This window comes from Bradyrhizobium sp. McL0615, assembly GCF_049993905.1.
In the GTDB taxonomy this organism is placed as follows: Bacteria; Pseudomonadota; Alphaproteobacteria; order Rhizobiales; family Xanthobacteraceae; genus Bradyrhizobium.
In genome coordinates, this window is the sequence record NZ_CP188254.1 from 1,504,690 (window position 1) to 1,524,983 (window position 20,294).

Sequence of the window (20,294 nt, forward strand, 5' to 3'; positions counted from 1 at the left end):
GGTCTTTGAGGGCTCCTTCGGTGCTTTTGAACTAAGACGGCGGTCACCGTTCAGCCGACTTAGATCACCTTTGATGCGTGAACCAAGGCCCCCAACGATGCCACGGTGGCCCGAATGTTATCCTTGCGTGCCCTCAGGCTCCGCGCCAGCACGGGATAGGTCGGGTCCGACAAGTCGCGAACGCCCGCGCAAGCCTCCTCGTGTTCGATGTCGACGGTGAGTAGCTCGACCGAGCGCACGAGACGCTCCATCAGCGTCGCGATTTGAAGACTGTTGGCCGCCACGGTTTCTCGGGGCGTCTCAAGTTGATACGAGTGGGCCATTGGTAACCTCTGCGCTGGTCTGTTTTGGGACGCGCTCGTCGCGCATTCAGGCGTGCAGCAAGGGCGGTGCCAATGGTGCTTCGAGGACCTCCGTAGTTTTCCGGCCATGAACGTCTTTGCCGTTCCGTAAACTGCTGTCGAAAGGCGTATGGCGACCGCTTTTAAAAGGGCCCATGGGCCGAAGAGGACCCTTAGGACGGCTTGACCCCAACCGTTGCGAAACTATGGTTCCCGATGGGAGCTGAGGGGATGAATTATCTAATTATAGCCGGTGCTGTCCTGCTCGTGATCGGCTACGCGTGTTTCCTGGTCTTTCAGGCGCTGCACAGAGGCTACAGCTCTGCTTCGAAGGTGTTGACTGACCAGAAGCAAGCGCTAGCGAACAAAAGAGCGGAGCGTCTCGCAGAAGAGCAGCTTGAGCGGAGCCGAGCGTACCGTGCACAGAACCCGGTGAGAGTGGTTGGCATTCCCAGCCCAGACGCTTTTCGCAGCGCTTTCACTCTTCTGGATGAATACGCAGCCGCTGCCAATGCTTATCGGCCTACTCTGCCCGCCAGTATTGATACGCGGTTTCGTGCGTATCGCTTCCCCGCGCACATGTTCGAGCTTGCTCGCCCCCACCCAGCTTCTCTATCGAACACCGAACCTCGGAAAATTTCACTTACACAGGCAGATGTTCTGATGGGAGGCGGGGCTGATTTGTCCAAGATCTACGGACGCGCCGCCACGACGTGCGAATTTCCGTGCGATACCCCCGCCCTTCGATACTCACCCACCGAAGCGCCTACCCCCAAGCCAAATTTTCCTAGCGTGACCGCTCCTGCCAAGACTGTTGTTCGATTAGTCACATCTGACGGTCTGGATGTTGATGATCGCGACGAACTTCACGCCGTGGCGTATGAGGCCGAGTTGCACCGTGTAAAGGCGCTCAACTCGCAAGCACGCCAACTTCGTGAAACCTTTGATCAGAAATACGCAGCTGCTCTCGAAGCTCATGACCTCGTCGAAATTTACCTCGCCGATTTGGCTTTGAGGTGGAGAGACGCTGAAGAAAATTTGCGCCGCGAGTTCGACAAAGCTAAGAAGGACTACGAAGAGGACTGCCTGACGACGACCCAACCGATACGAGCGGTTCACGGGCGGTATCGAGAGCGTACGCAAGACGGTGTGCGCGGCCACTTCGAGCTTGCGCTTTGTAATCTGTCTCTGCCTGTCCCGGAGGATTACCCTTGGGAAGTGCTATACGACCAGCAAGAGCGAGTGCTTCAGGTGAACCAATGTGTACCTTCGCTGCCCGATGTTTCGGTGGGGCGACAAGACAGCAAGCGGCCTCCGGCCAAGCGGGACGCTGAGGCTGTTCTTCGGCGCTATGTGCCAGCCGTTGCGCTGCAGATAGCTCATCACATCGCTCGCAACGACGTTCAGGACGATGTCGACAGGATCGCCGTTAACTGCTGGTCGCGGTTCTTCGACCCAGCCTCCGGCAAGCTGAAGGATGCGTTTGTCGCGGCTCTTGCGGTTCAGAAGCAGGACATCGTCGAATTCAATTTACAGCGCGCCGACGCGTTGGAAGCGTTCCGAGCACTGAGGGGTAGCTATGTGTACAACGTCGCCGAAGTCGTGCCGATAGAGCCCACAATTCGGCTCGACAAGGACGACGAACGGTTCGTTGCTGGCAGAGACGTCCTTGACGGGATGGCTCAGGGACAAAACCTTACCGCCATGGATTGGCAGGATTTCGAGCACCTCATTCGGGAATTGCTTGCGAAGGAGTACGCGGACAAGAACGCTGAAGTGAAGATCACAAGAGCGAGCCGCGACCGAGGCGTTGATGCCGTCATCTTCAATTCGGATCCGCTACACGGTGGGAAATTCGTGGTGCAGGCCAAACGCTATTCCAATACGGTTGATGTCGCCGCGGTCCGCGAACTTTATGGCACCGTACTGAACGAAGGCGCGAACAGGGGTATACTTGTGACGACAAGCCATTTTGGGCGAGACGCGTACGAATGGGCCGCGAACAAGCCGCTGACATTGATCGACGGACGCAACCTTTTGGCGCTACTGAGCAAACACGGGTATAACTTCAGGATTGAGGCTCTGCCTTGATGCCAGCTCCCAACCCCTGATCGTTGCGAATGAACTTCAATGCAGCCGCCGAAAGAAACTTAGGATGCCAGCTAACCGTTACGGTCCCTATGCAACTGCTGACCAGAAAGTCAGAAAGCTCGAAGAAGAACTGTATTGGCTGAGGGATGCAATTGTCGAGCTTATGCCTGATGACATTTCGAAGGCTCTTTCGGACTACGGTATTTGCAAGTCTCGCCGAGAGTACGAGGAATGGAAACGCAAGACAGTCAATTTCATCATATCAAAGGCCGAGCTCGACCCGCAGGCCTCCCATTTCGAGCCGCGAGGCTGGTGTCCCCTCTGCAAAGGAGGAACTCGCGGACCTTATCAATCCGGCTTCAAAATTCCTGGAGGAATGGAAAAGCATTTGATGGGTGACGGCAATGCGTCCCAGTGCGTGGTAACAAAAGCAGCGTTTGATAAGGCCCACCATGCGCTTCGCGACGAGTTTGAGGCACAAGAGGAAGCAGCTTGGAGAGAACTAGAAGAGCGGAGGCAGACAGAACAAACTTTGCTGACCGATCCATTGATGCCGCCGCAGCTTTTTGACGAACGACAGTGGTGGAATAAGCCACGTCCTGCTGACGCGCTCACGGCCGCTGAGGAAAGGCTGCGCAGTCTAAACTTTGAGAAAGAAATTCGCGAGAACGTGATTGCATACAAACTTTGGCACGAAGGCCGGCTCGTCTTGGCGGACCCCCGCACCGTAGGTCGGATCACCTTCAGAGTTTTTAGTAGCGAGAAGCCGAAGAAAGGAAGCAAGCAGGCCTCCTTCGATTTACTGGACGGTTGGAAAAACAATCTAGCTGAAAAATTTCAAGGTCTGCTTGCCGAGACCTGCAAGACCCTGCCTAAGGGAAGATAGAGACTGGCCTGCGTGTTTCGCGCAACGAGGTCCAATGTTTTCACTTTGCACGGACGAAGACACACTGCTGCAGTAACCCCGGCGGCGGCAGCAGCGTTAAGCGAAAGGAACTCGAAATCGATTAGTAAGCGGCGGGCAATTTAGGATCCATTGAGCGCGGGGAGGCTCATTTTCTCTGCGCGCCCGGTGCCCGCTCACGCAAAATGCCCCGGCCCGCATCGCGGCGGTTACAGTCCCCCGAATGAGACCGCGACGACGGTGTAGTAAGGCGAGAATGGCGGGTGTCATTGGGCATCTCCTCGCGCTGCGCTGCCGACGATGCGTCCCGAAGGTCTTGCCAACATCAGCTTGATCGCCGTTGGAGCGTACGGCTTGCCCGTCTTTGTCATGTGCCCAGCTGCAGCAAGAGCCGCTGAAATCTCCCTGAGAGACCGTTTGCCCCCCTTCGGCCTCGCGCGTGCCAGCCTGCGAGCAAGCTCAACGGTCTCCGGCCGCTCCTCGCCAATAGATTTTCGCCCTTCGACCTTGACACCTGTACGTCGCTTACGATCCCGAGCGCCCCTCAACTTTGCCACCAGCATCGCTTTCTCGAACTCGGAGATGGCGCCAAGGACCTGCCTGATCAGACGGGCGGTCGGTGTGTCGTCCAAGAATGATGTTGGGCTGTCAGCGGCGATCAAATCGATGCCTCGCGACTTGAGCATCGCGAAACCGACCTCTTGAACCATCAGGTCCCGAGCGAAGCGATTGGCGGTCTCAACTATGATCGTCTTGGTGCCGTTCGCCTCGAGGGCCTCCAACATCTCTGCGAAGCCCGGGCGGGTGTCGATGGGATCAGAGCCCTTCACCGCTTCATCGTGGTAGGTGCCCACCAACTCGATACCGCTGCGCCTTGCAAACGCTTCTATGGCTTGGAGCTGCCTGCGGCCGCTGTCCTTATCTTCCCCGATGTTCGCCGCCGACGAAGTTCTTAAGTAGGCGAATGACTTAATAGTTTTTGCTGATCTTCCCATAGCTTGCCTCATTTATTCGTATCTTATTTCTGAGAAATAGATACAAAGAGACCCGGCCGCAAGAGGGTTTCAAATCTTGTAAAGCCTACTGTGATAGATAGCCTCAAAATGGACGGGGCAGAACGATGGCAGACAGACAGCAGTATTCGAAGCCGCCGCTTATCGAGGCGGTGCTTGAGCTGCGGTTTGGACAGGGCCTTTCCGACAAGGACCTGACCCGGGCGAAGGATCGGCTTGCGCGCGCGTTTCCTGCGGTTGAGGAGATGAAGACCTTCGAAGCCAAACTTGAACCTTACGGTGCTGTGAGAGACTTAGGTCTCGCGGGTTTCAAGTTGACCGCGAAGAACGGTGCCGACGTCGTCTTGATGCAGAGAAATACGCTGGTTACCAGCCGACTTCCTCCGTACCACGGGTGGGAGCGCTTAACTGAGCAGGCCAAAGAGAACTACGAGCTGTTCGAAAAGGTCGTAGGTGTGAACCGCATTGTGCGGATCGGTGCGCGCTTCGTGAACCGCATTGACGTGCCGGATCGGTTACTGGCAGATAGGCACGTTGGTGATTTGCTCAACATCAAGATTGAGCTGCCCACAGGGTGCGCATCCTCAAGGGCGGGCTTTTCCCTTGCTATCAACTTCCGGCATGCCGGCAGCGGATTGAGTGTTTTGGCGCAAGTTGCGATTGGCGATCCAGTACTGATCGATCATACCTCTGTTTTTGTTGATCTCGATTGCTTCATCGAGGAAGAAATTCCTGCCAATATGGGACAGGTCTGGAAACTGGTTGAGACCATGAGAGACCCGAAGGATGAGATTTTCGAAAGCCTCATCACACCAGAGGTGAGGGAGCTGTTCAGATGAACCTCGCCGCTGTTGTTCCGTCTCATTCCATCAACGTGGCGCCTCGCTTAAGCCCGCTCAAAGGAAGCACTATCAGTCCCATTGAGACCCGTTTCCGTCCCACTGAGAAGCCCTTCGAACAAAAGGTAGAAGCCGCGCTGGTTGAACTAAAGGCGACCGCGGCTCAATACGCGATGCACCTTTCGGCTGATCAGCGCGAAACAATCTTCGAGCAACTCGAACACATTATCAATGTCGATGATTGGTATGAGGAGGATCAGTTTCCAAAACTGAGCGCTTTTAAAGACCTTCTCGCTTGGAGCATCTACGCAGCTGTTCCACAGTGGCACTCGTTCGGTGTTGATGATGACGGGGACGTCCTGATCGCTTGGCACAGTGAAGAGGTCACTCTGACGGCAAACTTTGACGGAAACCGATTGGTTCGGTGGACTTCAAGGTACAAAGATGGCGACAGCGCTGCTCACGCCGCCGGCGACTGCTCGCTGCGCCAGTTTGCGAAGCAGGCTAAGTTTTATCTGCTGGATGGTGCGGTCAATGGCTAGCCCTATGGCCGACGAGCATCACATTGTAAGGCATTGTAAGAAGAAGTTCTTAATCTACAAGGACGGCGAGGTTGTAGGCGTTCAACCCGAGGCCCTTGAGCTTCGTCCACCCTCTCCAGAGCGAAAGCAAGAGACCTACTTGAGTGCCGTGCACTACGAGCACTTCGCGGGCGACCATCCCGCGCGGATGAAATCTTGCTGTGAGGCAACGCCGTTGCAGCCAAAGCCAGAGGATCGGCTATTGCTCATCAATGCGGGCCTATTGAAGCGGCATGGCACCTACGACCGATACAAGGTCCGCGCCCTTCACATGCCAAAGGCGGATAGGAAATCCTACGCTGGCATCCACGGCCTGCCGACCAAGGCGGATGCAAATTTGAACAATCGATTGCTGACCCAGTGCGTCCTTGAGCGAATGCCGGTGAGGGTCGCGATGGCTGGCCCGCCTAACGTGTAACCGACTGCAAGTGACCTTCTCACCTCAGAAGTTGATCATCCTCGTCTGATCGCATGAGTAGCTAGAGCGGAAGCTGCGCTTTTGGCCAAACCTTCCTGGCTGAGGAGGAAAAGCCTCCAGTTGAGCCTTGGATTACCTTGGGCCGCCCGAGTGCAAACACCCGGCCAATGAGCAGAGAAGAGCGCCTAAAGAGATACGTTTCAGAGCTGCGCCGCAAGCTATCGTATGCTGCGGTGCAGGATGTGTATCGTCGTGCACGCGAGCGTGATCGGAAAGCGGGCCGCTTCCCACTCTATAAGCTGGTCAGAAATTTACCCTCGGTCAGCGTGAGAATGGATGGAACAAAGAACCACAAGCGGCCCCATGTACACATCAGTGTAGGTAAGCAAAAACACGCGGCGTCCTTGGCTATCGACAATGGCGAACTTCTCGCTGGCAAGCTCAAGCCTTACGAATTGCGAGAGGTTCAAACGTGGATTTCCGCACACAAGCGGGCGCTTCTCAACCTATGGAGCGAGATGCAAGCCGGTCGCCCTGTCGACGAATTGATCTGCGAACTGCGAGCCAAGGAAAACGTCCCGATGTACTCGCCCAGCATGTTGCAAAAATACAAAACCTCACTACAAAAGAAGAAGGGCGAAGCGTAAATTCTCAAGGTATATCAAGGGCTAGAGGATCGGTCGGCAGTACCCACCCAACTGTACCAGCCCTCCACCGTCGCTAATTCGGAAATGTCCGGCACTGCTGCTTCCGGCTCATTCGCTCGCCATAGGCCCGCTGCGCTTCACGCGGTCGGCGATCTTCATGAAAAGCCGGGCTGAGGTGATTACCAAGCATGTCCAGATCAGAAATCTCAGCAGACCGGCAAATACGTCTGCCGCCAAAGACCCAATGCCGGAACGGATGTCATCTGCACCGCTAAGCCATGCGAACCCTACAATCGAAATGACGACCAGGATGAAGGGCAGCAGAGTAGCGAAGTACGCTTTGAGGATAAGCCAGCCGTGGCCGCCTGTATCCGCGAAAACGTTTCGGACCGAAGCGCCCGGCGCGTTTACCGCGATGGCGGGCATGAAAATCGCCAGTCGCAGCGTGGCAAAGATGAGCAGCGCAAACAAGACGACGCTGATAATGACTTCCGCGCCATCGGATGGTGCGACAGCGCCCGGCAGATGAAGCGGGATGCTCCCAAGAAGCCAAAAGCCGGCAGTCCAGCCAAGCATGCGCTGAAACCGAACGGCGGATATATCGAAACGGTATCCGGAGGCAGCTTCACCTGATATCAGCAGGCGATAGATCGCGATTTCGAACGGCACGAGCACAAACTGCCCATCAGATCGAAGACTTCAGCAAGCATGCGATTATCCGATATCGCCGGAATTGCGCCGATCAACGCGAACAAGCGGCGCTTGCACAGGCGATGATGGACTGACTGCGCAGCCGCACCGATAGTTCGCCAAGGTCGTCCCGCACGGTCCGGAGGATCGTGTTGACGGGCAGGGAAGAAGTGGTGGCCACGGTGTTGTGTCGCCTCTTGGCGGGAGCGCATTAAAATCAATCATGGCCACCTGCCCGCGTCAAAAGGCCAATACCCGGTCTGCTTGCCAATTTCCTAACGTTCACTCACAATTCCAGGGGAATCGGGCGCACGCAGCAATCAAGCCCGGTCATTCCATCGGGGTGGGGGAATTCATCTTGGCTGTCGCATCAAGGAGGAGCCAGCTCGGATTGCTGCTGGCTACCGTGCTCGGGGTTTCGATCTCGGCCGCCGCCGGCCAGACCTACACGCCCGAACAGGAACAGGCCTGCACCGGCGACGCCTTCCGGCTCTGCAGTGCCGAGATTCCCGATGTTGACCGCGTGACCGCCTGCATGGTCGCCAAAAAGGACCAGCTCTCGCCGCCCTGCCGCGCCCAGTTCAGGCCAGATCCCGAGCCCCGCGAGGCCGTGGCCCGACCGGCCGGCCGGCCGACGGTCATCCGGCCCGCGACACCCCGCAAGGCGGTGAGTGCGAAGGCACGCAAGGCCAAGAAGCCGAAAAAGCCCGTGACCTGACGGCGCCTGCGCCATTTCAAGGTCCGCTTTCGCGACAGAGTGACGCTTGATGTGGCTGATCCAATGAACATCTCCTCAGGCAAGAGGAGAGGGCCCATTGAGCCAACATCAGAAAGAACTCGACCGGCACTTTGCCTGGTTTGAGAAGAAGCTGCCGCCGCGGCCGGCGAACTTCGTCAGCTGGGTGCGCAAGCCGTCGTCGATCTACGCCCGGATTCCGATCGCCATATTGCTGATCGCCGGCGGCTTTCTCAGTTTCCTGCCGGTGCTTGGACTCTGGATGCTGCCGCTCGGACTCCTTTTGTTCGCGCAGGATGTGCCGCCGCTGCAGAAGCCGATGGCGCAAGGGCTCGGATGGATCGAGCGCAAATGGATCGAACGAGAGCGTGCCAAACTCGAACGTGAGCGCGCACGAAGCGCGCAGTGAGCGATCAAGGCCCTCTGCAAGGCATTCAACCGATTCTGTTTTCGGTTGTGACGGTGCTCACACATGTGACTCAAAAACCAGCCTTGTTGGCAATTACATGGCTGCATCGCGGCATTCCATAAATTTTTCTTTCGCGAATCATCGCGCTGATTCATTTTCAGCTTCTGGGGTCAATCTGGAGGCCAAGGTATGAACGTCATAGTTTTCGCTTCGCGTAAGGGGGGCTCGGGTAAGAGTACCCTGGCTGCTCACCTCGCTGCCCATGTTCACAAGGCAACGAAGCCTATTCTGCTCGTCGATGCCGATCCGCAGGGCTCGCTTACGCTCTGGCACAAATTGCGCGGCACCAACGAACCGCCGATCAAGGCCGCGGTGAATTCCGTCAGTGGCATCGTCGCTGCCGCCAAGCGCGACGGCATCGAATGGGTGTTCATCGACACGCCGCCGAATCTTTCGGCCGTCGTCGACGACGCGATCCGTAACGCCACGATGGTGATCATTCCGGCGCGGCCCGGCGTGTTCGACGTCAACGCGGTGCAGGAAACCATTCAGACCTGCCGCTCGGCGCGCAAGCCCTACGCGGTCGTGGTCAACGGCGCACCTGCCGAACGCGACGGCGTCGAAAGCCGCATCGTCACCATCGCGCGGGAAGCGCTGGCGAAATTCCGCGCGCCGGTGTGGAGCGGCCAGATCACCAACCGCGCCGACCTGATCATGGCGCTGAGCCAGGGCGAAGGCGCCCGCGAATATTACGCGGAAGGCCGGGCTGCGGCGGAGATCACCAGGCTGTGGGGCGCGATCGAGCGTTCGATCAAGGCGATCCGCGGGTCGGCGTCGGCATCGGGCGCCATGCACAAGCAGGCGGCGTAACAACGCCGCTTCCTTTTCTGGATTGATTTTATTGGACTGACAAAGACGCGCGGCGCTCCGCGCGTTTTTCTTTTTGCGCGCTCGGCAACGGGCCGTCATCGCAACGCACGATCATCGCATTGCGAGCCAACGGGTCGCGCGAATGCGCGCCCGATGACAGGCTCCGCGAAGCAATCCATCTCGCCGCGCCAAGAAAGAATGGATTGCTTCGCTACGCTCCCTTGCACAAACGCTTCGCGTTTGTCGCAGGCAATGACGGAGGAAGAAGCGGCTTACGCCACCATCAGCACGTAGAACACGACGACCGGCGACATCGTCAGGATCACCGACCAGATGCCGACGGCCCACAGAATATCCTCGGTGGAAAAGCCCTGTTGAGGGATGGTGTTGTTGCTTTCGAAGTGCACGACGCGGCCCCGCGTTTCCTGTTGCTCCAGCGATTCTGATACGCGGCCAGTTTTAAAAACTCGGTTGCGATTTCGTTTGCATTTGACCGCGCCTGCTACCGCCGATTAACCACCGCGGTATTCTGGTTAACGGCGGGTGAGTGCGAAGCCGCAACTTCGAGCAAAGGTCCGGCCGCGACATTAAAATTTTATCTGTAGTTGTTCCTCCTCAAAGAGCATCAACGGGGGGAATGACCATGTTCACGCACGACAAGAAGTATCCGGTCAGCGAACTTGCCCAGCGCGCGAATGACGTTCTGCTGGTGTCGTCGTTCGCCATCTGGGCGATGGTGCTCGGCTTCGCGCCGGTGCTGACCTATCGCCTGCTGGTCAGCTAGAGCGGATTACTTCCGCTCGCCATCCAAGGCGAGCGGTGGCCGGCCATCTCTCCTGGCGCGCCGTTCAGGCCCGCCGCAACAGCGGTGGCCTGCGCCGCTCGATTTCCTCGTCCAGCAAGGCTGCGAGCTCCGGGCTCACCTCCACCATCGGCAGGCGCACTTGCGCGCTGTCGATCAGCCCGCCGCGCGCCAGCCAATACTTGGCCGGCGCGGGGCTCGGCTCGGCGAACAGCAGCCGGGTCAGGGAGGAAATTGTCTTCCAGCACGCCAGCGCGCCGTTGCGATCACCCTGCTTCATGAGCGTCTGCACCGAGGCGAATGCTTCGGTCTCCAGATGCGCCGACAGCAGGATCGCCCCGTCGGCGCCGTCGGCCAGCGCTTCATGATACAGCGCGTCCTCGCCGGTCAGCACGCGAAAGCCGGATGGCCGCCGGCCCAGCAGGTCGATCGACTGCGCGCGGTCGGCGCCGCAATCCTTCATGCCGATGATGTTCGGATGCAAGGCGAGCTCAAGCAGCGTCTCGTTGGTGAGGCTGACGCCGGTCCGGTAGGGGATGTTGTAAAGCACGATCGGCCACGAGGCGTGGTCGGCGAGCGCGGTGAAATGCTGCACCAGGCCGCGCTGCGAGGGGCGGATGTAATAGGGGCTCGCGATCAGATAGCCGTCGATCGGCCAGGCCGCCGTCTCATCCAGCGCATCCAAAAGCTTCGTGGTGGAGGCGCCGGACAGGCCCAGCAGGATCGGCAGATGGCGCCCGCCGGCCGAAAGCTCGCTGCGCGTCACCGTCACCAGCCGCTCGAGCTCGTCCGCGCGGAGCGACATGCCTTCGCCCGACGTCGCCGCGAGGATAAAGCCGTCGACCGGGCCGGCCGCATAATGCTTGACGAGCCGGCGTAGCGACGCCTCGTCGAGTTCGCCGTCGCGAAACGGCGTGATGAGTGGCAGCCACAGGCCCTGCAGGCGGCTGGTGAGATCGTCAGTCGTAGGGGTAGTCATCGTTCCATCTCCTCATGGGGTGAGCCGGAGACGGGACCAATAAAAAACCCCGTCCAGACGGCGGGGCTTTCGGGATCGCGGGTTGCGGCGGCTTTAGCGCGCGCGTCGATCTCGGGTCCCCAAATGGGGACCTTTTTTCGACGACAAAGCTGCGCACGAACGCGTGATCATGCGCCGATGATGGTGGCAGGGGTCCGCAATGTCAATCCGCGCAGCACCTTGGCTTGTGAGAGTTGCGGACGAAAAAAAAGCCGGGCCCAAAAGAGCCCGGCTTGAGGTATTGGCCACGTGAGGCCGACACAATCACCTTCCAAGAGGGATTACTGAACCACCGCGCCACTGGAGGAGGGGGACATATGCGCGACGCGATCGATCAGCGTTCGAGTACTATGATCCTCATCAGTGCTGTGCGGCAACCGTCCGAGCCGCATGTCAGTCATGCGGTGAGCGGGCCCTTTATAAAATAGGCTAATCCGCAAAGCGGGGACGACGAAACGTCACCCGCTGCCACTGCGCTTTCAAGCGGAGTTGGTTCCGGTTCTGATGCAATCAGAACCGATGCTCTAGGAGGGCCAGCGCTGCGCCTTGCTCACCACGAAATCGCGGAACACCTGCACGCGCGCCACCGTCTTCAACTCTTCGGGATAGACAAAGTAGGTGTCGACCTGAATCGAGTCGGTTTCGCCGAACAGCTGCACCAGGCGGTTGTTCTCCTCAACCAGATAGTCGGGCAAGGAGGCGATACCGAGCCCCTGCTGGCAGGCGCGAACCAATCCTAAGATGTTGTTCACCTTGAAGTAGGCCTCGCGCGGACCCGAGCCGTTGCGACCGGCGTCGATCAGCCAGCTGCGGTTTTGCAAATGCGGCTGCACCTGCGAATCGCCCAGCATGATGATGCGGTGCGAATCGAGGTCGTCGAGCGTCCGCGGCGTGCCGAAGCGCTTGATGTATTCGGGCGAGCAATAGGCATGGAAGCCGATCGAGAACAGCTTGCGCTGGATCAGGTCCGGCTGGGTCGGCTTGCGGGTCCGGATCGCCACGTCAGCCTCGCGCATCGACAGGTCGAGATCTTCGTCGGTGACGATCAGCGAGATCCGGATGTCCGGATAGAGCGCGGTGAACTCGTCGAGCCGCGGGATCAGCCAGTTGATGCCGAGCGCCGGCGGCGTGGTGATCTTGAGGTCGCCGCTCGGCCGTTCGCGGCTGTCGGTGAGCTTGGCCCGCGCCGCCTGCAGCTGCATGAACACGTCATGCGCGGTGCGGAACAGCAAGTCGCCCTGTTCGGTGAGGATGAGCCCGCGCGCATGACGGTGGAACAGCGATACCGCGAGCTCCTGCTCCAGCGCGCTGACCTGACGCGATACCGCCGATTGTGAAAGCCCGAGCTGTTCGCCGGCGTGGGTAAAGCTTCCCGCCTCCGCAGCCGCGTGAAAGACTTTCAGCTTGTCCCAATCCATGTCCGATGATCCGTCCCGTGTTCTAGGCATGATTATTCAGCCGCCGCGCGATCGCTCGCGCGCAAAGCCAGGAAGCGTTCGGCCTCAAGGGCCGCCATGCAGCCGAGGCCGGCCGCCGTGACCGCCTGCCGGTAGGTTTCGTCCGCGACGTCGCCGGCGGCGAACAGGCCGGGGATGGACGTGGCCGTCGAGTTCGGCGCCACCTCGACATAGCCGGAAGGTTTCAGCTTGATCTGGCCCTTGACGAGGTCGGTGGCGGGCGCGTGGCCGATGGCGATGAAGACGCCGTCGGCCGGCACGTCCGTCAGCGTGCCGCTCTTGACGTTCTTCAGGCGCACATGGGTGACCTTGCCGGGATTCTCGGTGCCGCAGATTTCGTCGATCGCCGAGTCCCAGACCACCTTGATCTTGGGGTGCTTGAACAGGCGATCCTGCAGGATGCGCTCGGCGCGGAAATGATCGCGGCGGTGCACGATCGTCACCTGCGATGCAAAGTTGGTCAGGAACAGCGCTTCCTCGACCGCGGTATTTCCGCCGCCGACCACGATCACTTCCTTGCCGCGGTAGAAGAAGCCGTCGCAGGTCGCGCAGGCCGAGACGCCAAAGCCCTTGAACTTTTCTTCCGATTCCATGCCGAGCCAGCGCGCCTGCGCGCCGGTAGCGAGGACCACGGTTTCAGCCAGGTAAACGTCGCCGCTGTCGCAGGTCAGGCGGAACGGCCGCTGCGCCAGTTCCAGCTTGTTGACGAGGTCGGTGACGATCTTGGTGCCGACATGCGCCGCCTGCTTCTCCATCTGCTCCATCAGCCAGGGGCCCTGGATGACGTCGGCGAAGCCCGGATAGTTTTCCACGTCGGTGGTGATGGTGAGCTGACCGCCGGGCTGGATGCCCTGGATCAATACGGGTTCGAGCATCGCGCGCGCTGCGTAGATCGCCGCGGTGTAACCGGCGGGGCCGGAACCGATAATGACGACCTTGGCATGGATAGGCGCGGGCATCGACGGCTCCCTCTCTTATTCGGGGGTTTTGTTGACTGAGCAGAAAGCGCCCGGAAGGACCTCGCGGGGCGCTGAAAGTGTCAAATCCAAGTCTAGGACATCTGGGTAGCTATGCAAGAATTGCAATTCATCCCAGCGAATTTTCCCCGGAACTGAAGTAACAATCGCGAAATGTGGCGCTGCACGCGCAATAAAATTGCGCAAGCCGCGCGGCCTGCGCTAAGAGAGTTGCCAGTAAGACCTGCTTAAGCCCAGCCAGAATTAGGGAACCCGACGCGCGTGTCGAAGAATCTTGACGAAATCGACCTCAAAATCCTTGCCGAAATCCAGGCAGACGGCCGAATCACCAACGTGGAACTGGCCAAACGTGTCGGTATTTCACCGCCACCCTGCCTGCGCCGGGTCCGCACGCTGGAAGAGGAGGGCTACATCCAGGGCTATCGGGGCCTGCTCGATCCGCGCCGGCTCGGTTTCGACGTCACGGTGTTTGCGTCCGTCCATCTGTCCAGCCAGGCGGACGCGGATTTGCGCGCGTTCGAGGATTTCGTCCGCGCCGAGCCGTTGGTGCGGGAATGCTGGATGCTGTCGGGCGAGGTGGACTTCATCCTCAAATGCGTCGCGCCCGACATGGCGACGTTTCAGGATTTCGTCACGCACCTGACCGCAGCACCCCACGTGCGCAATGTGCGGACGTCGCTGGTGCTGCACAATTCGAAATATGAAGCCGCCGTGCCGCTCGATGTGAAGGTGGCGGGCTGAGGCGTTGAAGCTTCGTCGCAACTATTAGACCCTCATGGTGAAGAGGCGCCAACGGGTCCGCGCGTAGCGCGGCCCGATGACAGGCTTCGCGCCGTCTCCGGACGATGCTTCGCATCGCCGGGAGAACCACGAGGCCCGGCTGGTGCCATCCATCCTTCGAGACGCCGCTGCGCGGCTCCTCGGGATGAGGTCTGACAGTTTCGTAGGGTGGGCAAAGCGACTTGTCCGCCGTAGCTCAAAGAGCGAAGGCGGAAGCGTGCCCATCAAATCTTCCGAGGCCCGGAGTGGTGGGCACGGCGCGAAGGCGCACCTTTGCCCACCCTACGAGTCTCTACTTACTTCTTCCGCATCTCATCGACGCTGTACGGCCCGCCGCCCGCGGTCGCCAGATAGAGGCAGGCGAAGCAGAACAGGATCGCGGCCGTACCGCCATTGAGCAGCGGCAGAAATACCGGATTGGCCGGATCCTTGAACATGTGGCCGAGGAAATAGGCGAAGGCCATTTCACCCGACAGGACGAACGCAACGATGCGCGTGCACAGCCCGATCATCAACAGCCCGCCAAGCACCAATTCGATCGTGCCGGCCGCACCAATAAGCGACATCAGTTCGACCTTGGCGAAATAGGGCACTGCCGGAAACTTGAAGATCTTGGCGACGCCGTACTGAAACAGCAGAAGCCCGGTGATGAAGCGAAACAGGCTCAGCGCCGTCGGTTGCCATTTCGCGAGCATCTTGTCGAATTGGTCCATGTCATCGTCCCCCTTGTTTGGCACACTAGAACTTTAGCGTCACAACATTACACGGTGTTGGCCGATCGCGTGTGATGCCGGAACAACACCCCCAAGATTGAATCATTCCCTTCGCACGTCATCGTCTCGCGATTGCAGCGCAACAAGATGCCGTTCCGAAGCACTGGAGTTCTGCCGCTTGTCGCACGCGCCGCGAAGGCGGCAAGACCGGCAGCAGCGTCATCCGACTCTTTAGTTATGATTTATAAGCATTGTCCCGGAGGCGGATTATGATGGAAGCCGCCGCATCGCCACTCACAATCCTGTCAGCGCGGCATCAACAAAAAAGCCGCGTCGAAACGCGGCTTTGTCGCAACGGTTACCCGCAGGTGACTACAGCATGATCCGGAAGTGGATACCGATTTTCCGAAGAGATCATGCTCAAATCAAAGAGTGCGGGATGACGATTCCAAGAACGTCATCACGCTTTATCGCCACTCGACCTTGGTGATCTCGTAGGCCTTGGCGCCGCCGGGAGCCACGACTTCCACCGTGGCGCCCTTTTTCTTGCCGATCAGGGCACGCGCCATCGGCGAGGTGATCGAGATACGGCCTTTCTTGGCGTCGGCTTCCACCTCGCCGACGATCTGCCACACCGTCTTCTTTTCGGTATCTTCGTCGATCAGCGTCACGGTCGCGCCGAACTTCACGGTGTCGCCGGAGAGCTTCGAGATGTCGATAATGTCGGCGCGCGCCAGCTTGTCTTCGAGCTCGGCGATGCGGCCTTCGTTGTGCGACTGCTCTTCCTTGGCGGCGTGATATTCCGCGTTTTCCGAAAGGTCGCCGTGCGAGCGCGCCTCGGCGATATGTTCGATGATGCGCGGACGGTCCTCCGACTGGCGCTTCTTCAACTCGACTTCGAGGGCGGCATAGCCGCCAGCGGTCATCGGTACCTTTTCCATCATCTCTTCCGTCCTTCCATCGTGCGAGCCGCCCAGGGCGTTGCGCGCACGAGGCACTTTTTTAGATTTCGATTCGGGCTTTCATGGCCCAACGCGGGCCCGCCAGCCTACTAATTTTCGGCCGTTCAAAGGCCTACTCAACATTCAAACGAGCGGTGAGTTCCAGCCATACATACGGCTTTATTGCCAATCGTTTAGCGGGCATTTCAGCCCGACTGACGATCAGTTTTCGGAAAAGTAACTCTGCAGCGTACGGACCTCAAGATCCCCGCCCAGATAGGCGCGGATGCCCTGGGCAGCGGCCACAGCACCCGAAAGAGTGGTGTAATATGGCACTTTATGCAAGAGGGCAGCCCGCCGCAACGAACGGCTGTCGGCCAGCGCCTGCGGCCCCTCGGTGGTGTTGAAAACGAGCTGGATGTCGCCATTGGTGATGGCGTCGACGATGTGCGGCCGCCCCTCCAGCACCTTGTTGACCTTCTCGGTCGGAATGCCGTTGTCGGTGAGGAAGCGCTGGGTGCCTGACGTGCCCATCACCTTGAAGCCGAGCGAGTGCAGCAGGCGGACGGCATCTGCAATGCGGTTCTTGTCGCTCTCGCGCACCGAGACGAACACCGTGCCCTTGCGCGGCACGCGGGTGCCGCCGCCGAGCTGGCTTTTCGCGAACGCCACCTCGAAGGAGCGGTCGATGCCCATGACCTCGCCGGTCGAGCGCATTTCCGGGCCGAGCACGGTATCGACGCCGGGGAAGCGCGCGAACGGGAAGACCGACTCTTTCACGCCGACATGGCCGAGCTGCTTCTTCTTCAGCTTGAAATCCGAAAGCTTCTCGCCGGCCATGACCCGCGCGGCGATCTTCGCCACCGGCGTGCCGACGACCTTGGCAACGAACGGCACGGTTCGCGACGCCCGCGGATTGACCTCGAGCACATAGATATCGCCGTCCTTGATGGCGTACTGCACGTTCATCAGGCCGACGACGTCGAGGCCGAGCGCGAGCTCGCGGGTCTGCCGCTCGAGCTCCTCGATCATCTTCGCATCCAGCGAATGCGGCGGCAGCGAGCAGGCGGAATCGCCGGAGTGAATGCCGGCTTCCTCGATATGCTCCATGATGCCGACGATGAAGGTGTCCTTGCCGTCGCACAGGCAGTCGACATCGATCTCGGTGGCGTCGGACAGATAGCGGTCGAACAGCAGCGGATTGGTGCCGAGCACGGTGTTGATCTGACCGGTCTTGTCGTTCGGGTAGCGCGCCTTGACGTCGCCGGGCACCAGTTCGGGCAGCGTGCCGAGCAGATAATCGTTGAGCTGGTTCTCTTCGCGGATGATCTGCATCGCGCGGCCGCCCAGCACATAGGACGGGCGCACCACCAGCGGCAGGCCGAGATCGGCCGACACCAGCCGCGCCTGCTCGACCGAATAGGCGATGCCGTTCTTCGGCTGCTTCAGCCTCAACTTGTCGAGCACGCGCTTGAAGCGGTCGCGGTCTTCGGCGAGGTCGATGGCGTCGGGCGAGGTGCCGAGGATCGGCACGTCGGCGGCTTCCAGCGCGCGCGCCAGCTTGAGCGGGGTCTGGCCGCCGAACTGCACGATCACGCCGTGCAGCGTTCCGTTCGTGCGCTCCTTCGCGATGATTTCCAGCACGTCCTCGGCGGTGAGCGGCTCGAAATAGAGCCGGTCGGCGGTGTCGTAGTCGGTCGACACCGTTTCGGGGTTGCAGTTGACCATGATGGATTCGTAGCCGGCGTCATGCAGCGCGAAACAGGCGTGACAGCAGCAATAATCGAACTCGATGCCCTGGCCGATGCGGTTCGGCCCGCCGCCGAGGATGATGACCTTCTTCTTGTCCGATGGCGTGCTCTCGTCCGCCAGCGCGCCCGCGAACGGCGCTTCATAGGTCGAATACATATAGGCTGTCGGGGAGGCGAATTCGGCCGCGCAGGTGTCGATACGCTTGTAAACCGGGCGAACGTCGAGCGCGTGGCGCTTCGCCGTCACAGCGGCCTCCGTCGTCTCCGCGAGCACGGCAAGCCGCGCGTCGGAGAAACCCATCGTCTTGAGCGAGCGCATGCCGAAGGCGTTGCCCGGCAGGCCGTTCTTGCGGACCTTCTCTTCCATGTCGACGATGCCGCGCATCTCGCTGAGGAACCACGGATCGATCTTGCAGGAATTGAAGATCTCGTCATCGGACCAGCCGAGCCGCATCGCCTGCGCCACCTGCAGGAGACGGTCCGGCGTCGGCGTGCCGAGGGCTGCGCGGACCGCGTTCTTGTCGTCGTGTTGGCCGAGCCCCTCGATCTCGATTTCGTCGAGCCCGGTCAGCCCGGTCTCGAGCCCGCGCAGCGCCTTTTGCAAGCTCTCCTGAAACGTGCGGCCGATCGCCATCACTTCCCCGACCGACTTCATCGACGTCGTCAGGGTGTTGGAGGCGCCCGGAAATTTTTCGAACGCAAAGCGCGGAATCTTAGTGACGACGTAGTCGATGGTCGGCTCGAATGACGCCGGCGTCGCGCCGCCGGTGATGTCGTTGGCGATTTCATCGAGCGTGTAGCCGACCGCGAGCTTGGCTGCGACCTTGGCGATCGGAAATCCGGTCGCCTTCGAGGCCAGCGCCGAGGAGCGCGACACGCGCGGATTCATCTCGATCACCACCATGCGGCCGTCGACGGGATTGACGCCGAACTGCACGTTGGAGCCGCCGGTCTCCACCCCGATCTCGCGCAGTACCGCCAGCGAGGCGTCGCGCATGATCTGGTATTCCTTGTCGGTCAGCGTCAGCGCCGGCGCCACCGTGATGGAATCGCCGGTGTGCACGCCCATCGGATCGAGGTTCTCGATCGAGCAGACGATGATGCAATTGTCCTTCTTGTCGCGCACCACCTCCATCTCGAACTCTTTCCAGCCGAGCACGGATTCCTCGATCAGGACTTCGTTGGTCGGCGAGGCGTCGAGGCCGCGTTCGATGATGTCGAGGAACTCTTCCTTGTTGTAGGCGATGCCGCCGCCGGTGCCGCCCATGGTGAAGGAGGGGCGGATGATCGCGGGCAGCCCGATCTCGGACAGCGCCATCAGCGCCTGGCCGAGCGCATGCTCCTGGTAGCGCTTGCGGCGCTCGCTCTCACCCAGCGTCCATTGCCGTTCGAGTTCTTCGAGCGCGGCACCGGACAGCTTCTCGCGTTCGGCGTGGTATTTGTCGCGATAGGATTTTTTCAGGGCAGAGGCATTGGCGAGCCGCGACTTCGGCGTTTCAAGCCCGATCTTGGTCATGGCCTCGCGGAACAGCTGGCGGTCCTCGGCCTTGTCGATGGCATCTGCGGTGGCGCCGATCATCTCGACGTCGAACTTGTCGAGCGTGCCCTGCCGGCGCAGCGACAGCGCGCAGTTCAGCGCGGTCTGGCCGCCCATGGTCGGCAGCAGCGCAAAGCCGCCCGGGATGACGTGGCGTTCCTTTTCGATGATCTTGGCGACGATTTCCGGGGTGATCGGCTCGATATAGGTCGCATCAGCCAGTTCCGGGTCGGTCATGATGGTGGCCGGATTGGAATTGACGAGGACGATGCGGTAGCCCTCTTCCTTCAGCGTCTTCACCGCCTGGGTGCCGGAATAGTCGAATTCGCAGGCCTGGCCGATCACGATGGGACCGGCGCCGATGATCAGGATGGTGGAGATATCTGTTCTTTTGGGCATCAGCTCTCAGACTGGAAATTGGGCACAAAAAAAGGGCGCGCATGCCGCGCGTCCCCTAAGCCAAGAGCGCGGGTCACCCTCGCGCGCGGGTGGTCTTTAGACCAGATTCCGCACCTGCGTAACCCCCAAAAACGGGCCATCAACGGGGATTTTGGGCTTTTGGAAGGACTTGGGAAGGGGTGTTTGGGGCGCTGGTCCGTCTACGCTTGCGCTTCGCTCCAGCTACGCCGGACACGCTTCGCCCTGACGGTCTCAGCGTGGCTGCGCCACGCGTAGCCCGTCAGGGCGAAGCGTGGAGGCCCGGCCTGGATTTGAACCAGGATAAGGAGCATTGCACTGCCCCCGCGTTGTCGCTTCCGCCACCGGGCCGCGGCAATCAT

Annotated in this window: 21 protein-coding genes and 1 tRNA gene; 11 read left to right on the forward strand and 11 right to left on the reverse strand. The window is 60.0% G+C overall.

Translation table 11 applies throughout. The annotated features are described in order from the left end of the window. Positions 1-59: 59 nt before the first annotated feature. Complete coding sequence (locus ACPPVP_RS07140) at positions 60-284, reverse strand: hypothetical protein (protein ID WP_426532619.1); 225 nt, start codon at positions 282-284, stop codon at positions 60-62. Positions 285-572: 288 nt separating this feature from the next. On the opposite strand from ACPPVP_RS07140, the gene ACPPVP_RS07145 reads away from it, so the two are divergent. Both ACPPVP_RS07145 and ACPPVP_RS07150 read left to right on the forward strand, forming a co-directional pair. Beyond that, positions 573-2,432: a restriction endonuclease gene (locus ACPPVP_RS07145; RefSeq protein ID WP_426532621.1), complete on the forward strand. Its 1,860-nt coding sequence runs from the start codon at positions 573-575 to the stop codon at positions 2,430-2,432. A gap of 64 nt (positions 2,433-2,496) precedes the next feature. Continuing rightward, positions 2,497-3,318, forward strand: a complete 822-nt coding sequence (locus tag ACPPVP_RS07150; RefSeq protein WP_426532623.1) for a hypothetical protein — start codon at positions 2,497-2,499, stop codon at positions 3,316-3,318. Between the two features lie 284 nt (positions 3,319-3,602). Here ACPPVP_RS07150 and ACPPVP_RS07155 read toward each other — a convergent pair whose 3' ends face one another. Further along, positions 3,603-4,331 carry a recombinase family protein gene (locus ACPPVP_RS07155; RefSeq protein ID WP_426532625.1) on the reverse strand — a complete coding sequence of 243 codons (729 nt, stop codon included), beginning with the start codon at positions 4,329-4,331 and terminating at the stop codon, positions 3,603-3,605. Positions 4,332-4,456: 125 nt separating this feature from the next. Here ACPPVP_RS07155 and ACPPVP_RS07160 point away from each other — a divergent pair, with 125 nt between their 5' ends. The 4 genes from ACPPVP_RS07160 (at position 4,457) to ACPPVP_RS07175 (ending at position 6,834) form a co-directional block, all read left to right on the forward strand. Further along, positions 4,457-5,188 carry a TIGR04255 family protein gene (locus ACPPVP_RS07160; protein WP_426532627.1) on the forward strand — a complete coding sequence of 244 codons (732 nt, stop codon included), beginning with the start codon at positions 4,457-4,459 and terminating at the stop codon, positions 5,186-5,188. Next, positions 5,185-5,730 (forward strand): hypothetical protein, encoded by a 546-nt coding sequence (locus tag ACPPVP_RS07165; protein ID WP_426532629.1) that lies wholly within the window; start codon positions 5,185-5,187, stop codon positions 5,728-5,730. The genes ACPPVP_RS07160 and ACPPVP_RS07165 overlap by 4 nt, the downstream gene beginning before the upstream one ends. Positions 5,731-5,734: 4 nt before the next feature. Further along, positions 5,735-6,187, forward strand: coding sequence for a hypothetical protein (locus ACPPVP_RS07170; protein ID WP_426532631.1), 453 nt, complete (start codon positions 5,735-5,737; stop codon positions 6,185-6,187). Positions 6,188-6,354: 167 nt separating this feature from the next. Next, a complete protein-coding gene (locus ACPPVP_RS07175) occupies positions 6,355-6,834 on the forward strand; it encodes a DUF4160 domain-containing protein (protein ID WP_426532633.1) in 480 nt (159 codons plus the stop codon). A 108-nt stretch (positions 6,835-6,942) separates the two neighbouring features. Here ACPPVP_RS07175 and ACPPVP_RS07180 read toward each other — a convergent pair whose 3' ends face one another. After that, positions 6,943-7,503, reverse strand: coding sequence for a hypothetical protein (locus ACPPVP_RS07180; RefSeq protein WP_426532635.1), 561 nt, complete (start codon positions 7,501-7,503; stop codon positions 6,943-6,945). A gap of 379 nt (positions 7,504-7,882) precedes the next feature. Between ACPPVP_RS07180 and ACPPVP_RS07185 the strand changes: the two genes are divergently transcribed. The 3 genes from ACPPVP_RS07185 (at position 7,883) to ACPPVP_RS07195 (ending at position 9,539) form a co-directional block, all read left to right on the forward strand. After that, positions 7,883-8,242: a hypothetical protein gene (locus tag ACPPVP_RS07185; protein WP_426532637.1), complete on the forward strand. Its 360-nt coding sequence runs from the start codon at positions 7,883-7,885 to the stop codon at positions 8,240-8,242. Positions 8,243-8,339: 97 nt separating this feature from the next. Continuing rightward, a complete protein-coding gene (locus ACPPVP_RS07190; RefSeq protein WP_426532639.1) occupies positions 8,340-8,669 on the forward strand; it encodes a hypothetical protein in 330 nt (109 codons plus the stop codon). Between the two features lie 189 nt (positions 8,670-8,858). Then, a complete protein-coding gene (locus ACPPVP_RS07195; RefSeq protein WP_108522570.1) occupies positions 8,859-9,539 on the forward strand; it encodes a ParA family protein in 681 nt (226 codons plus the stop codon). A gap of 272 nt (positions 9,540-9,811) precedes the next feature. Here ACPPVP_RS07195 and ACPPVP_RS07200 read toward each other — a convergent pair whose 3' ends face one another. Next, positions 9,812-9,946, reverse strand: a complete 135-nt coding sequence (locus ACPPVP_RS07200) for a hypothetical protein (protein ID WP_426532641.1) — start codon at positions 9,944-9,946, stop codon at positions 9,812-9,814. A gap of 236 nt (positions 9,947-10,182) precedes the next feature. On the opposite strand from ACPPVP_RS07200, the gene ACPPVP_RS07205 reads away from it, so the two are divergent. Then, complete coding sequence (locus ACPPVP_RS07205; RefSeq protein ID WP_426532643.1) at positions 10,183-10,323, forward strand: hypothetical protein; 141 nt, start codon at positions 10,183-10,185, stop codon at positions 10,321-10,323. A gap of 64 nt (positions 10,324-10,387) precedes the next feature. Here the strand turns inward: ACPPVP_RS07205 and dapA are convergent, their stop codons facing one another. The 3 genes from dapA to trxB form a co-directional block, all read right to left on the reverse strand. Further along, a complete protein-coding gene (gene dapA / locus ACPPVP_RS07210; RefSeq protein WP_426532645.1) occupies positions 10,388-11,320 on the reverse strand; it encodes a 4-hydroxy-tetrahydrodipicolinate synthase in 933 nt (310 codons plus the stop codon). Between the two features lie 563 nt (positions 11,321-11,883). Beyond that, entirely contained in the window at positions 11,884-12,807 is a 924-nt protein-coding gene (locus ACPPVP_RS07215; RefSeq protein ID WP_426532647.1) for a LysR family transcriptional regulator, read from the reverse strand. A 2-nt stretch (positions 12,808-12,809) separates the two neighbouring features. Further along, on the reverse strand, positions 12,810-13,775 hold the full coding sequence (gene trxB, locus ACPPVP_RS07220; protein ID WP_426532649.1) for a thioredoxin-disulfide reductase: 966 nt from the start codon (positions 13,773-13,775) through the stop codon (positions 12,810-12,812). A 279-nt stretch (positions 13,776-14,054) separates the two neighbouring features. On the opposite strand from trxB, the gene ACPPVP_RS07225 reads away from it, so the two are divergent. Next, positions 14,055-14,534, forward strand: coding sequence for an Lrp/AsnC family transcriptional regulator (locus ACPPVP_RS07225; RefSeq protein ID WP_025590348.1), 480 nt, complete (start codon positions 14,055-14,057; stop codon positions 14,532-14,534). 335 nt (positions 14,535-14,869) lie between these two features. Here the strand turns inward: ACPPVP_RS07225 and ACPPVP_RS07230 are convergent, their stop codons facing one another. The 4 genes from ACPPVP_RS07230 to ACPPVP_RS07245 form a co-directional block, all read right to left on the reverse strand. Beyond that, a complete protein-coding gene (locus ACPPVP_RS07230) occupies positions 14,870-15,286 on the reverse strand; it encodes a DoxX family protein (RefSeq protein WP_426532652.1) in 417 nt (138 codons plus the stop codon). A gap of 467 nt (positions 15,287-15,753) precedes the next feature. After that, a complete protein-coding gene (gene greA, locus ACPPVP_RS07235; protein WP_300947954.1) occupies positions 15,754-16,227 on the reverse strand; it encodes a transcription elongation factor GreA in 474 nt (157 codons plus the stop codon). 222 nt (positions 16,228-16,449) lie between these two features. Continuing rightward, complete coding sequence (gene carB, locus ACPPVP_RS07240) at positions 16,450-19,914, reverse strand: carbamoyl-phosphate synthase large subunit (RefSeq protein WP_426532654.1); 3,465 nt, start codon at positions 19,912-19,914, stop codon at positions 16,450-16,452. Between the two features lie 293 nt (positions 19,915-20,207). After that, positions 20,208-20,283 (reverse strand) — tRNA-OTHER (locus ACPPVP_RS07245). Positions 20,284-20,294 lie beyond the last annotated feature (11 nt).

Excerpts from the sequence above, each read along its gene's own strand:
- ACPPVP_RS07145 (WP_426532621.1), top strand. The coding sequence starts at position 573 with ATGAATTATCTAATTATAGCCGGTGCTGTCCTGCTCGTGATCGGCTAC.
- ACPPVP_RS07150 (WP_426532623.1), top strand. The coding sequence starts at position 2,497 with ATGCCAGCTAACCGTTACGGTCCCTATGCAACTGCTGACCAGAAAGTC.
- ACPPVP_RS07155 (WP_426532625.1), bottom strand. The coding sequence starts at position 4,331 with ATGGGAAGATCAGCAAAAACTATTAAGTCATTCGCCTACTTAAGAACT.
- ACPPVP_RS07160 (WP_426532627.1), top strand. The coding sequence starts at position 4,457 with ATGGCAGACAGACAGCAGTATTCGAAGCCGCCGCTTATCGAGGCGGTG.
- ACPPVP_RS07165 (WP_426532629.1), top strand. The coding sequence starts at position 5,185 with ATGAACCTCGCCGCTGTTGTTCCGTCTCATTCCATCAACGTGGCGCCT.
- ACPPVP_RS07170 (WP_426532631.1), top strand. The coding sequence starts at position 5,735 with ATGGCCGACGAGCATCACATTGTAAGGCATTGTAAGAAGAAGTTCTTA.
- ACPPVP_RS07175 (WP_426532633.1), top strand. The coding sequence starts at position 6,355 with ATGAGCAGAGAAGAGCGCCTAAAGAGATACGTTTCAGAGCTGCGCCGC.
- ACPPVP_RS07195 (WP_108522570.1), top strand. The coding sequence starts at position 8,859 with ATGAACGTCATAGTTTTCGCTTCGCGTAAGGGGGGCTCGGGTAAGAGT.
- ACPPVP_RS07205 (WP_426532643.1), top strand. The coding sequence starts at position 10,183 with ATGTTCACGCACGACAAGAAGTATCCGGTCAGCGAACTTGCCCAGCGC.
- dapA (WP_426532645.1), bottom strand. The coding sequence starts at position 11,320 with ATGACTACCCCTACGACTGACGATCTCACCAGCCGCCTGCAGGGCCTG.
- ACPPVP_RS07215 (WP_426532647.1), bottom strand. The coding sequence starts at position 12,807 with ATGCCTAGAACACGGGACGGATCATCGGACATGGATTGGGACAAGCTG.
- trxB (WP_426532649.1), bottom strand. The coding sequence starts at position 13,775 with ATGCCCGCGCCTATCCATGCCAAGGTCGTCATTATCGGTTCCGGCCCC.
- ACPPVP_RS07230 (WP_426532652.1), bottom strand. The coding sequence starts at position 15,286 with ATGGACCAATTCGACAAGATGCTCGCGAAATGGCAACCGACGGCGCTG.
- greA (WP_300947954.1), bottom strand. The coding sequence starts at position 16,227 with ATGGAAAAGGTACCGATGACCGCTGGCGGCTATGCCGCCCTCGAAGTC.
- carB (WP_426532654.1), bottom strand. The coding sequence starts at position 19,914 with ATGCCCAAAAGAACAGATATCTCCACCATCCTGATCATCGGCGCCGGT.